This window comes from Pedobacter punctiformis (assembly GCF_027213715.1).
GTDB classification, from domain to species: Bacteria; Bacteroidota; Bacteroidia; order Sphingobacteriales; family Sphingobacteriaceae; genus Pedobacter; species Pedobacter punctiformis.
Genome location: NZ_JAPWGM010000001.1, coordinates 554,955 through 569,574, shown reverse-complemented (window position 1 = coordinate 569,574; position 14,620 = coordinate 554,955). Strand labels below are relative to the sequence as shown.

The window sequence follows — 14,620 nt, the reverse complement described above, 5'->3', positions numbered from 1 at the left end:
GGCCTTTGAAGAGAATATTTACACACCTATTTCTCATCCCATTTTTCCTACTTGCTACTTTAAACGCCTTTTCACAGGTTGTTCCCGGCAAAGCGGACACCTCTATATCCAAAAATAACTTCAGTTTACGCGAAAAACAACTGCTCGGTATAAGCTCATCAGCCAATGGATTTTATCCTTTGCCGAGCAACATGAAGAGAGTTGTAGAATACGACGCTAAAAACAAACGCTATGTTGTTAAAGAGTTAATTGGCGACAGGTATGTAACCAAAACTCAGTATTTAACCATCGAAGAATATCAGCGCTTGGTTAATAGTGAGATTAAAAGAGAAAACTGGCGCAGCATTTCCAATGCAGAATTAAGTGATATCAGAACAACGGGTGTTATCCCTCAGATTCAGGTAAACAGTAAGTCTTTTGAAAAACTTTTTGGCGGTACAACCATTGATATTCAGCCACGTGGAGAAGCAGAACTTACATTTTTAGGCCGGGTTAATAAAAATGAAAACCCACTTTTTAACGAACGTCAAAGGGTACAAACCAATTTTGATTTTAACCAGAGAATCCAGATGGATCTTGTTGGTAATATTGGTACCAAATTAAAAATTAAGAGTAATTACAATACAGAGGCTCAGTTTGATTTTGAAAATCAGATTAAGCTTGAATACACAGGTTCGCCTGATGAAATTATCAAAAAAATTGAGGTTGGTAACGTAAGTATGCCGCTGAATACCAGTTTAATTACCGGTACGCAAGCGCTGTTTGGGGTAAAAACGCAGTTGCAATTTGGAAAACTGAATGTAACAAGTGTTTATACCCAGCAGAAATCTCAATCAAGACAGATTAACATTACAAACGGATCTCAGCAAAATCCTTTTACCGTTAGCGCCGATGCTTACGAGGCGAACAGGCACTATTTCTTAGCACAGTATTTCCGCAATAACTACAATAAAAATTTAATTAATGCCCCGATTATTACCTCTCCGGTTCAGATTACAAAAATTGAGGTTTGGATTACCAATAAATCAGGTAGCACAACAGATTCAAGGGATGTATTAGGTTTACTGGATTTGGGCGAAAATACACCTTACAATACTGGTTTATTAGGAGGCACTTCGGTATTACCTGCCGGTTCAACTGCAAATGGATTTACACAGCAATCTAATAATTTGCTTCAAAATCTTCCAGCAACGGCAAGGTTTACAAACTCTAACGATGTTATTTCTTATTTCCAGTCAACAGGCGGTGCAACCAGCGGAACAGACAACTTTGCCAAACTTACTTATGCCAGAAAATTAACGGAGCGGGAATATACTTTCCAGCCTCAACTGGGTTACATCTCTTTAAATAATCCTTTAAATTCGGATGAGGTTTTGGCAGTAGCTTACCGTTATACTTACAATGGTGTTGAATATCAGGTAGGGGAGTTTTCTACAGATGTTACTTTCGATGCAAATAACCCAAAGGTTTTGTTTGCAAAGATGTTGAAAAACGAAACAACTAAAGTGAATTTACCAACATGGGATTTGATGATGAAAAACATCTATTCTATTGGTGGTTACCAAATCAGCAATCAAAACTTCAGGTTAGATATTTACAGAATAGATAACCAAACCGGTGTTGAAACGCCGATTATGACGGAGGGCCAAAATCTGGCAAATAAACAATGGATTGGCATTACGGAGCTTGATCGTTTAAACCAGCAAAATGAACGCAAACCCGATGGTGTTTTCGATTTTGTAACGGCTGGCAATGCATTTGGTTCTTTTTTCTCTTCTCCTAATTCTAACAATCCCAATATTAATAGTAATGCGAGTTCAGGATATTCTCCAAACGGCGTTTCTACATTAATTAATAATACCAATACAGGTTATGTTACAATTGACCCGACAAGAGGAAGAATTATTTTTCCGGTTATCGAACCTTTTGGAAAGGATTTAGCGGCAAAATTTTTACCAAGTGAACAGGCTTTAATTGATAAATATAGCTTTACGGCGCTGTACGATTCAACGCAAACCATTGCCAAACAATTATTCCAGAACCAGAACAGATATGTCCTTAAAGGAAATTATCAGTCAGAATTTTCTTCTGAATTTAGTTTAAACTCTATAAATGTACCAGCAGGGTCAGTTAAGGTTTCTGCAGGAACAATTCCTTTAGTTGAAGGGGTAGATTTTACAGTAGATTATCAGGGCGGACGAGTAAGTATTATTAACCAGGCACTTTTAAGTTCTGGTCAGCCTATTAATATTACAACAGAAAATAATGAGCTTTTTGGTTTACAGCAACGTTCGTTATTTGGAACACGGCTGGATTACCGGGTAAATAGTAAATTGAATTTGGGTGGTACCATTATGAACTTAACGGAGAAGCCACTTACCCAAAAAGTAAATTTAGGCGAAGAACCAACTTCCAATACCATTTGGGGAGCAGACATTAACTACAGTTCGCCATCCAGATTTTTAACCAAACTGGTTGATAAAATTCCTTTAATTTCAACAAAAGCACCTTCCAGTGTTTCATTTTATGGAGAGTTTGCACAATTGCTTCCGGGACACCCGAAAGCTTTAAATTTTGCAGGCAGTAAAAATGGGGTGAGTTATCTGGATGACTTCGAAGCTTCCAGATCTGTAATCGATCTTAAAAGTGCAATTGCATGGCAACTTTCGGGTACGCCGCAGCTCTTCGGTGAATCTACCCTGGTTAACGATCTGGCTTATGGTTACAACCGTGCAAGAATTGCTTTTTATAATATCGATCCTACTTTTTATAATTCTTCCGCATCAACTACTCCGGACAATATCCGGAACAATAAAAACGAACTATCTAACCATTACGTTAGAGAAGTCGTGGAGCAGGAGGTTTTTCCGTTTAAAGAAACAGCAACTGGTCAGGCTTTAAATATTACTACGCTTGATGTGGCTTATTACCCAACGGTTCGTGGGCCTTACAATTACCGTCCTTTTGGTTTTAAACCAGATGGTTCTCTTTTACAACCTCAAAATAACTGGGGCGGTTTTCAGCGTAAAATAGAAACCAATGACTTTGAAGCGCTAAATATTGGTTTTATTGAGTTTTGGGTAATGGATCCTTTCATTTACAAGCCAAACTCTCCGGGTGGTGATGTTTACTTTAACCTTGGAAATATATCTGAAGACATTTTAAAAGACGGACGTAAATCTTTAGAAAACGGCTTGCCAGGCAGTAGCGATCCGGGGCAATATGATGAAACGAAATGGGGACGTGTACCAAAATTACAACCGGTAGTACAGGCTTTCGATAACAATTCGGAAACCCGTAAAGCACAGGATGTAGGTTTGGATGGTTTATCGGATGCAAATGAAAGAACTAAATTTGCCGCTGAAATTAATCAGATTAAAGGCCAGTTAAATGCTGCCGCAGCAACTGTTTTGGATGCCGATCCATCATCTGATAACTACTCTTACTTCAGAGGCCCGGCATTAGATCAGATTAACGCAGGCATATTAAAACGCTACGAAAAATATAACGGAACAGAGGGCAACTCTAAAACTTCACAACAATCGCAGGATGAATTAGGTATTGAAAATTCAGCTTCAACATCTTTGCCTGATGGGGAAGATATTAACCGTGATAACAACATGACGCAAAGCGACGAATACTTTCAATACAAAGTATCTATGCGCCCGGCTGATTTAGTTGTTGGGCAGAATTTTATTACCGATAAGGTTACTTCGCAGGTTAGATTGGCTAATGGAAATACACAAGCGGTTTCCTGGTATCAGTTCAGGGTTCCAATCGGTTCTTACCAGCAAAAGGTAGGAAACATTCAGGATTTTAAATCAATCCGTTTCTTCAGGATGTTTATGACCAATTTTGCAGATACCGCAATTATGCGTTTTGCGAAACTGCAATTAATCCGTGGGGAGTGGAGAGAATACAATGTGAAAAACACAGCCGATCAGGTTATTGTTGACCCTGCTTTACCGGTATTAACCCCTGATAATTCGACCATTGAGGTGGCTACTGTAAATATTGAAGAAAACGGAAAAAGAAGTCCGATTCCTTATGTTACGCCTCCCGGAATTCTTAGAGAAAGAGATTATAGCAATTATCGTGGAGATACCCGTTTAAACGAGCAATCTTTATCGGTAACCGTTAAAAATTTAAGAGATGGATATGGAAGGGCGGCATTTAAAACAGCTTACAGTGACTTCCGTTCCTACAAACATTTAGAAATGTTTATTCACGCTGAGGCAGTGAATAATCTGGTGATCAATAATAACGATGTTGCTGCATTTTTAAGAATTGGAACAGACAACCAGGACAACTATTACGAGTATGTTTTGCCACTGAAAATAACACAGCCTGGCACCAGCGATCCGGATGCAATTTGGCCTGAAGATAACCGGATGGACCTTGACTTAAAACTCTTCCAAAATGCAAAACTTGCCCGTAATGTAGCTAAACTTTCCAACGGTCAACCATGGCCGGTTAATATTCCTTTTTCATACTCGGATGGAGTACGGACGATTGTTGTGAAAGGGCAACCGGATATGAGTAAGGTAAGGGTTTACATGCTCGGCGTTAAAAATAGATTACGGGATTTGACAGATCCTGAATCTGACGGACAGGATAAAAGTGTAACAGTTTGGTTTAACGAATTGCGTTTGACCGAATTTGACGAAAGAGGTGGCTGGGCCGCTACCGGAAGATTAAATCTGAAACTGGCTGATTTTGCTGATGTAAATATTTCTGCAAGTAAATCGACAATTGGTTTTGGTACAATTGATTCTAAGGTTGGCGATAGAAACCGTGCAGATAATGTATTGCTTGATGTTTCATCTGCTGTAGAACTTGGTAAATTCCTGCCTCAGAAATCAGGGGTTAAAATTCCAATGTTTGTAAGTTATTCGAAACAGATTTCTACACCACAATACAATCCGCGTACACCAGATATTGAATTGAAAAATGCGCTGGATCAATCTACAAAAGCACAAAAAGATTCAATTTTAAACTTTGCTCAGGATTATACAGTTAGAAGAAGTATTAATTTTACGAACGTTCGTAAAGAGAGAACCAATAATACAAAACCCGTACATTTATGGGATATAGAAAACTTTGCGGCAAGTTATGCTTACACTCAATATAACCACCGCGATTTTATAAACCAGAGCAGTTTACAAAATACATACCGGGCATCGTTACAATACAACTATTCAAAAGAGTCAAAATCGATAGCACCTTTTGAAAAAATTATTAAATCGAACATGCTGGCGCTGTTAAAAGATTTTAATATCAGCTTGTTTCCAAGTGCCATTAATTTTAGAGTGGATGTAGACCGTTTATATTCTGAAAATACATTAAGAAACAACGATCCGAATAATGTGATTCCGCAATTCCAAAATGGATACGGAACCACATATAACAAAAATTTTAGAATGAGCCGGATTTATGGTGTAGCCTGGAATTTAACACGTTCTTTACAGTTAGATTTTAATGCCACCAATTATTCGATTATTGACGAACCAGATGGAAGAATTCAGGGTTCAAAACGAGATACGGTTTGGCAAAATTTAATTCGTTTAGGTCGTACAACAGATTACAATCACAACCTGAATGTGACTTATAATTTACCGATTGATAAAATACCAGGCTTAAACTGGATTAGCGTTAAAACCAGATACGGAACAAACTTTAACTGGCAAACTGAACCGCTTTCTACCATGCTCGACCCTAATATTAATTTAGGTAACACCATTCAAAACAGTAGAAACCTTCAAATTAACCCAACTTTAAATTTAACAACCCTATACAATAAATTTGGGTTTATCAGAAAAGCAGGCAATGATCAGGCTGGAGGAAAAGCCAAGAATTTCTTTATTGGATTATTAACGAGTTTAAAAAACATTAACGCGGCTTATACTCAAACTAAAGGAATTTACCTGCCGGGTTATTTACCTAAAACCAGATTCTTTGGTTTGGATAATTTCGGCGCACCAGGCCTTGGTTTTGTGTTCGGTAGTCAAAGAGACATTAGAGAAATGGCCGTGAACAGTGGCTGGATTACCGCGGATACATTGCAAACCAATTTGTACATTAATACCATGCGTGAGGATTTAAACATCACGGGACAGCTTGAGCCTATCCGCGATTTAAGAATCACTTTAAGAGCCAATAAAGTACAGTCTAAAAATTATTCTTCAAACTTCCGGTACATTTCAAGTGCCTCAACTTTTGGAAACCTCAGTGCGATTACTTCAGGTGATTATAGTATTTCTTACATCGCCCTTGGAACAGCTTTCAAAGAGAATAATTCAAGTGTAATCTCCACTTTGTTTAACCAGTTTATGGCCAACAGGTTGATTATATCGAGAAGACTTGGTGCCAGAAATCCTAATTCATCCGGCAATTCTGTTGGAGGTTATGCAGACGGTTATGGTAAAGAAAGTCAGGACGTTTTAGTTTCTGCATTTATGGCCGCGTATACAGGTAAAGATGCCGGTTCATCAAAGTTAAACTCCTTCCCAAGCATTCCGCTACCAAACTGGAATTTAACTTATAGTGGTTTAACCCGTATCCCTTTTATTGCAGATAGATTATCATCAGTAGATATCAGACACGGTTACCGCTCTACTTACAACATTAATGGCTTTAATTCTCTGCTTCGTTACGACGAAAACAATGGATTTTCTAACATCAGGGACGCAAATCAAAACTTTTTGCCAGAATATCAGTTTGCGCAGGTAACCATATCAGAATACTTTTCTCCATTAATTGGGATTGATACCAGGTTTAAAAATAACATTACAGCAAGCTTTGAACTGAACAGGTCAAGATTGTTAGGTTTAAGTTTAGCAAATAGCCAGCTGGCGCAGTTATCAGAAAATAACATGGTGTTTGGTTTAGGCTACCGCACCAATAAATTCCGTTTTCCATTTGGATGGTTTAAAAGCGTAAAAATGGATAACAATATGGACTTTAAATTAGATGTGGCTATCCGTGATAATAAAACGGTTATTTATCGTGCCGATGTTAGTACCTCGGAGATATCATCGGGTGCTAAAAACATTACTTTAAGGCCAAGCGTGGATTATGTACTGAATCAGAAATTTAACATTAAATTATTTTACGATTCGAACATTACAAAACCATATACCTCGCAAACATTTAATACATCGTTCAGTAATTTTGGATTTAGTTTAAGGTTTACGTTTAATTAGAAGAATCTTAAATCGTATTCAAAATATTATTTAACTTTGGCACAAATTAATAAAGAACAAATGAATTTTCCATCAGAATTAAAATACACTAAAGACCACGAGTGGGTTAAAGTTGAAGGTAACGAAGCATTTATCGGAATTACCGATTTTGCACAACGTGAATTAGGCGATATCGTTTACATTGATATTAACTCAATTGGTGAAGAAGTAGCTAAAGAAGAAGTTTTTGGAACAGTTGAAGCTGTAAAAACGGTATCTGATTTATTTATGCCTGTTACCGGAACTGTATTAGAAATCAATTCGGAATTAAACGATAATCCGGAATTGGTAAATGCTGATCCATATGGCAAAGGCTGGATGGTGAAAGTATCTTTAAGTGATTTAGCAGAAGTAGAAGGTTTATTAACCGCAGAAGCTTATCAGGCTTTAGTAGGCGCATAGAAATACATGTACAAAGCACTAAAACGACAAAAATGGGCCATCTTTTGGACTGTGGTCATTTTAGTGCTTTGTAATATGAGAATGCCTGAAACGGAAAGCGGTGGTTTTTTCTTTGAGGGATTTGATAAGATGGCCCATCTGGGTTTTTTCTTTATCCTTTCTGTACTTTTGTTCTACGGAAAAATAAAATATCAGCATAGCTTCGGTTTCAGAACTTTAACGATCTTCAAAATATTACTGATTAATGCCATAATAGGTGGTGGGATAGAATTATTACAATGGAAGGTTTTTACCTACCGGTCTGCCGAATGGTGGGATTTTACCTGTGATATGCTTGGTGCCTGTATGGCTGTTTTTAGTTATGTTTTGTTACATAAATTAAATTTCAATGAAAAAGATAGTTAGTTTAATGTGCCTGATTGTGGTTATAAGCCTAAGTGGATGCGGTATTTTTAAAAAAGGATGCAACTGCCCTAAAGTATATTATCAAAGCTATCCTGCACAACGCAAATAACAATTTTTATATCCCCTGGTCAAAATATAGCCCATCCCCATCCGGCTGTATTTAAAATGTTACCTGACTTTTAACAATTCTTAACAAACCTTTCAGCATTACACTAGTCTGATAGCATAGTTTTGTAATTAGTATATCTAAATTTTTTTAATGAAAAAGAACTTTCAAGGAGCAATATTACTTGTTCTTATATGCTGTGGATACGTTGCGCACGCTCAAAATACAGGCGCTATAAGTGGTAAACTGGTAAATGCCAAAGATAAACAACCTATAGATTTTGCAACTGTGGCCATTAAAAGCCTAAAGGATTCGAGTGTAGTTGCTTCAGGACAAACTAATCCGGATGGAACTTTTTCATTCAAAAATATTGCGGCTGGTAAATACCGCATTTTTGCAGCTTTTTTAGGTTTAAAAACCACCACAAAAGATGTTGAAGTGGCAAAAGCAGCCGTAAATGTTGGCGAAATACAGATGGCCGATGACGGGGTAGATTTAAAAACCGTTAACGTAACGGCGACAATTCCAATCGTTGTAAAAAAAGACACGCTTGAATTTGACGCTAAATCTATAAAGGTTAGAGAAAACGCAGTGGTGGAAGACCTTTTAAAGAAAGTGCCGGGCGTGGAAGTAGCTAAAGACGGTAGTGTGAAAGCACAGGGCGAAACCATTACGAAAGTAAAAGTAGATGGCAAAGAGTTTTTTGGAAACGATCCGCTATTGGCGACTAAAAACCTGCCTGCAGATATGGTTGATAAAATCCAGGTAATTGACGAACTTTCAGAACAGGCGCAGTTTACTGGTATTGATGATGGAACGAGAAATAAAATTCTGAACATTACCACGAAAAATGGAATGAAACACGGTTACTTTGGAAACAGTACAGTTGGTTATGGATCTGATGACCGTTATGATGCCAGTTTAAACGTTAATAAGTTTGATAATGATCAGCAGATTAGTTTTATCGGACAATTTAATAACGTTAATAAACAAAACTTTGGTCAAGGCGGTGGCGTGGGTAACGGCTTTGGTGGAGGTGGTGGCGGCCGTGGTGGTAATGGTGGCGGCGGATCTGGTGGAAGCGGCGGTATTACCAATACGAATGCAGCTGGTTTAAACTTTGCCAATGTCTATGGAGACGGAACCCAGGTTCAGGCCAGTTATTTCTTTAATAAAGCAAGCTCAGAAAGTATCCAGAATTCAACTACCCAAAATTTATTGGGAACCACAACTTCAAATATTTTTCAAAACTCTAACAGTAACACTGACCGGACCAATCACCGCTTCAATTTTATGATAGATACTAAAATTGATCCTTCTTTATCTATTAAAATTCAACCCAACGTAGCCTTTACCGAAACAGACGGGAACAGCCTTGTTACTTACAACAGTGATGATGTAACTTCATCCAGGAACGGTTTTCAACGAAATACAACCAGTGCCTCTACACCCGCAATTAGCAATAATTTATTGGTTAGAAAAAGTTTTAAACGCAGAGGGCGTACTTTATCCTTAAATGTTAACACTAATATTAACGATAATGATGGTACTAACCTGAACTTCAGGCAGGATACAATTATGTTGGCAGGGATTACAACATATCCATTAACCAATCAGTTAAATAATACCAATAGTCATTCTATCAATAATACAACCAGACTTGTTTATACGGAACCATTGAATAAAACTTTAAGCCTGGAGTTTAATTATCAAAACGGTTATTCTAACAACGATTCGCAACGCGACGTGTATAATTATAATCCGCTTACACTGCAATATGATTTATTGGATGATTACTATTCAAATATTTATAACAACCGTACTTTAACCAATGCAGCAGGGTTAAGTTTTACTACAACCGAGAAAAAATACAACTGGAATATTGGCGTTGCAGCGCAACAAACCAATAGGGTAAATACAAACCTGACCACGGGGCTCAGACGTACACAAAATTTTATAAACATTACGCCTTCGGCACAGTTCAGGTATAATTTCAGTAACCGTAAACGTTTATTTATTAATTATCGCGGTTCTACTAATCAGCCTTCTATCGATCAGATTCAACCTATACCGGATAATACCAATTCGAATACTTCTTATGTTGGTAACCCTAATTTAAAACCATCTTTTAATAACCAATTGAGAATCAATTTTAACAATTTTAATATTGAAACCGGTCGGTTTTTCTTTGCGGGTATAAATTTAACCCAAACCTTTAACAGTATTGGTAATAGTGTTAGACCACTTGCAGGTGGTAAACAGGAGGTAGGTTATATAAATGTTGATGGCGTTTATTCAGGTAACGCAAATGCAACCTGGTCTTTACCTTTAATGGCCGAGCGTAAATTAACCCTTAACATTTCAGGAAATGGATCTTACAGCAGAAATGTAAACTTCATTACACCGGTGGGTTCTAGTATTCCAACCAAAAATATAACCAACAGTTATACCATATCTAACGGTTATAAATTGGTAACAAACGTAGATAAGTTTGATTTAACAGGCGGTATTACCGGAAGTTATACCCATTCAACTTTCTCCGCTCAACAATCGGCTAATACACAATATTATACCATTAACCCAAGTTTTGATATCAGTTATGTGCTTCCGGCCAATATCCGACTTGCACTGGATATAGATTACTTTAGAAATTTTGGTGGAGGCGATTTATACAATCGGGAATACACAATCCTGAACCCGTATATCAGCCGTCAGTTCTTTAAAAACCGCGGAACATTTAAATTCTCTGTAAACGATGCTTTAAATCAAAACTCAGGAATTTCAAGAACAACTTCAGGTACTTCTATAACGGATTTAAATTATAATGTATTAAAACGTTACTACATGTTATCGTTCACCTATTCATTAACCCGTATTGGGGGCAGAAACATGGGCTCTGATATGCAAATGCCCGGACAACGTGGTGGGGGCAACGGTGGTGGCATGCGCATGAGAATGTAATTTGTATTTCAAATAATAAAAGAGGCTCGTTTTTAATGAGCCTCTTTTGCATACATAACTTTTTGCATACACTTCTACCGATTCATGACTCGGCTGGTAAAACTTTAGTTTAGGATGATTTATCTTATTTGGAATAAATCTAAAGAAAGGTTAACTTGCGACAAATTTAGCACATGAAACTTTCGCATTTAAAGGTTGGGCAAACAGGAACAATAGTGGCATTTACAGATTTGGAAATGTCGGTTAAACTGATGGAAATGGGCTGCTTGCCGGGCGAAGTTGTAGAAGTAGAGCGTTTTGCTCCACTTGGCGATCCGATGGCCATTCGTGTGGCGGGCTATCAACTTTGCTTACGTAAAAGTGAGGCCGAAGTTATTATCATTCAATAAATAAGCTGGTTTGGATATTAAAGTTGCGTTAGTTGGAAATCCCAATACAGGTAAATCTACTCTCTTTAACCGTTTAACAGGGTTAAATCAAAAAATAGGAAATTTTCCAGGCATTACTGTAGATAAGAAAACAGGTGTTGCAAAACTTAGCGGAGACAAAGAAGCCGAAATTATCGATTTACCCGGTACATACAGTTTGTATCCAAAAAGTAATGATGAGAGTATCGTTTTTCAGGTTTTGGCCGATAAAGGCAATAGTAGCCATCCCGACGTTATCGTTTTAGTTACCGATGCATCCAACCTGAAACGTAATATGCTTTTATATTCTCAGGTTGCCGATCTGGGAATCCCAATGATTCTTGCCTTAAATATGGTAGATTTATCAACCAAACAAGGCATTGAAATTAATACCGATAAGCTCGCCGGAAAACTGGGTGTTCAGGTGGTAAACATCTCGGCCAGAAACAATATAGGTCTTGATAAATTAAAAGAAGCAATAGCCAATACAACTAAAATAGCCACCCAGATTAATGAAGTCGATCTTCATTTCCTTGCTCCAGAAGCTATTAATGCCATAAAAGAAAGAATAAATACAGATAATAATTATTATGCGTTGCAGGTTTTGCATCAGCATGAACATTTAACTTTTTTTGATGAAAAAGATCAGTTAGAAATTGAAGAGATTGAACAATCCCATCATTTCGAATCCTCTAAAGCACAAGCCGCCGAAACCATTGCCCGCTATAAACATTTAGGTACCATCTTATCAGATGTGGTTATTGATAAAGGCACCGCTAAAAAGTTTTCATTCAGCGATAAACTGGACGCCGTTTTAACGCATAAAGTTTGGGGCTTTGCCATTTTCCTGCTTATTTTATTCATCATTTTTAATGCCATATTTGCCTGGTCATCCTATCCAATGGCCTGGATTGAAACGGGTTTTGGCTGGATTACCTCTTCCGGGCACGAATACTTGCCCGCAGGTATGCTAACCGATCTTTTACTGGATGGTGTAGTGGCCGGTTTAGGCGGTATTTTTGTCTTTATCCCTCAAATCGCCATATTATTTGCATTTATCTCCATTTTGGAAGACACCGGCTACATGGCCAGGGTAACCTTTATGATGGATAAAATTATGAGTAAGGTTGGTCTTAACGGTAAGTCGGTAGTGCCTATGATTGGAGGTTTAGCCTGTGCAGTTCCTTCCATAATGGCCGCAAGAAATATCGAAAACTGGAAAGACAGGATGATTACCATTATGGTTACCCCTTTAATAAGCTGTTCGGCAAGGTTACCGGTTTATATCCTCTTAATTTCAATTATAATACCTTCCAGAAATATTATGGGTATTGTAAACATCCAGGGACTGGCATTAATGGTTATGTACCTGGTGAGCTTCGTTGCCGCGGTTTTAGTGGCGTGGGTAATGAAGGTTGTAATTAAATCAAAAGAAAAATCTTATTTCATTATGGAACTACCGGTTTACCGCATGCCAAGATGGAAAAATGTTTTCTATACCATGTACGAGAAATCTAAAACATTTGTTTTTGAAGCCGGTAAGGTAATTATCGCCATTTCGATTATACTTTGGGTGATGGCATCTTTTGGACCGGGAAACCGTTTTGAGAATATTGATAAAAAATACGAATCTGCTTTAACAGATACCACAAAAAATACAGACCACATAAAAACTTTAGTGGCGACAGAGAAACTTGAAAATTCTTATGTTGGTATTCTTGGTCATTTTATTGAACCTGCAATACGCCCGCTTGGTTACGATTGGAAGATAGGCATAGGCTTAATCACCTCTTTCGCTGCAAGGGAAGCCTTTGTTGGTACTATGGCTACCATTTATAGTGTAGATGGCGGAGGGGAAGATAGCACGACCATAAGAGAAAGAATGGCTGCTTCTGTAAATAGCAAAACCGGTTTGCCCGTTTACTCATTTGCAGCAGGTATATCCTTAATGCTTTTCTACGCTTTCGCTATGCAATGCATGAGTACGGTTGCCATTGTATACCGAGAAACAAAAGGATGGAAATGGCCCGTAATTCAGCTGGCTTATATGACAACCATGGCCTATCTTGCTGCATTAGTTGCTTATCAGTTGTTAAAATAGGTTTCTGTCTTCACTCTTTTTGCGTAACTGGGGCAATCTGATTGGAGCCTAAGCATGTTATTCTGGATTTGGAGAGCAGAGATAGAGCAATGATTAAAATTTCTTCCCGCTTTGCACTTAATCCCCGATTGAAAAAATCGGGGGATACCGTTGCAATCGGGTCTAAATGGCTGCTGTAGTATAATTATTTAAGACCAGATACCACACCAGGCTAAATTTTCACTTTAGTATTTCCGCTTTAATCTTAAACACTATCCCAATTCTATTTGTCTTTTAATACTTTCTTCTAACGAGATTAACGTTTCTGTACGTTGGATGCCATTAACAGCCTGTATCTCTTCATTCAATACATGACGCAGGTGATTCGTATCTCTGCAGATAATTTTGGCAAACATACTATATGCCCCGGTAGTGTAATGTAATTCTACTACTTCTTTAATTTTACTCAATTGAGCAACTGCATCCTTATACTGAATCCCTTTTTCTAAATAAATACCCAGAAAAGCACAGATATCGTAACCCGCCTTCTGTGGGTCGATGATTAAATGTGAGCCTTTAATAATACCCATCTCATGTAATTTTTTCATTCTTACATGTATAGTGCCACCCGAAACAATCAAATCTTTTGCAATTTCTGTATAAGGTTTAGTGGCATCCTGCATTAATTGTTTCAATATATCAATGTCCAGGTTGTCAATTTCTAAATTGGAATTGTCTTTTTTAAGCATATTTTTGAATTTTGATAATCAAATTTAAAATAATTTATTAATATCACAAAAATAAAATTAAATGTTTAAAATATTTGCAAGATATTGCTTGTTCCTTTACATTTGTATCAAGCAATTAACAAAAAGGAACGTTCTTTTAAATGCTAAACATACTGTAGGGTGGTGAAACAGGCAGACACACCTCCTTGTCTCGGTGGCGGAGAATATGGAAAACCAGCAATGGCTAACCACTCCTTGAAGGTTCGATTCCTTCCCCTACAGCTGTTTTA

General features: G+C 37.6%; 7 protein-coding genes and 1 tRNA gene. 7 read left to right on the top strand and 1 reads right to left on the bottom strand.

Going from position 1 to position 14,620, the window contains the following annotated elements; all coding sequences use genetic code 11:
• Positions 1–5 precede the first annotated feature (5 nt).
• The 6 genes from sov to feoB all read left to right on the top strand — a co-directional run bounded on the left by sov (position 6) and on the right by feoB (position 13,623).
• Positions 6–7,202, top strand: coding sequence for a T9SS outer membrane translocon Sov/SprA (sov, locus tag O0955_RS02540; protein ID WP_269425953.1), 7,197 nt, complete (start codon positions 6–8; stop codon positions 7,200–7,202).
• Positions 7,203–7,262: 60 nt separating this feature from the next.
• The gene (gene gcvH, locus O0955_RS02535; protein ID WP_269425952.1) at positions 7,263–7,643 is read left to right on the top strand and encodes a glycine cleavage system protein GcvH; all 381 of its coding nucleotides are present in this window, start codon (positions 7,263–7,265) and stop codon (positions 7,641–7,643) included.
• Between the two features lie 6 nt (positions 7,644–7,649).
• The gene (locus tag O0955_RS02530; protein ID WP_269425951.1) at positions 7,650–8,048 is read left to right on the top strand and encodes a VanZ family protein; all 399 of its coding nucleotides are present in this window, start codon (positions 7,650–7,652) and stop codon (positions 8,046–8,048) included.
• 259 nt (positions 8,049–8,307) lie between these two features.
• Positions 8,308–11,115 carry an outer membrane beta-barrel family protein gene (locus O0955_RS02525; RefSeq protein WP_269425950.1) on the top strand — a complete coding sequence of 936 codons (2,808 nt, stop codon included), beginning with the start codon at positions 8,308–8,310 and terminating at the stop codon, positions 11,113–11,115.
• 173 nt (positions 11,116–11,288) lie between these two features.
• Positions 11,289–11,504: a FeoA family protein gene (locus O0955_RS02520; protein ID WP_269425949.1), complete on the top strand. Its 216-nt coding sequence runs from the start codon at positions 11,289–11,291 to the stop codon at positions 11,502–11,504.
• A 10-nt stretch (positions 11,505–11,514) separates the two neighbouring features.
• Positions 11,515–13,623: a ferrous iron transport protein B gene (feoB, locus tag O0955_RS02515; protein ID WP_269425948.1), complete on the top strand. Its 2,109-nt coding sequence runs from the start codon at positions 11,515–11,517 to the stop codon at positions 13,621–13,623.
• Between the two features lie 251 nt (positions 13,624–13,874).
• Here feoB and O0955_RS02510 read toward each other — a convergent pair whose 3' ends face one another.
• Positions 13,875–14,351 (bottom strand): Lrp/AsnC ligand binding domain-containing protein, encoded by a 477-nt coding sequence (locus O0955_RS02510; protein WP_029287690.1) that lies wholly within the window; start codon positions 14,349–14,351, stop codon positions 13,875–13,877.
• Between the two features lie 153 nt (positions 14,352–14,504).
• Between O0955_RS02510 and O0955_RS02505 the strand changes: the two genes are divergently transcribed.
• Positions 14,505–14,612 (top strand) — tRNA-Asp (locus O0955_RS02505).
• Positions 14,613–14,620 lie beyond the last annotated feature (8 nt).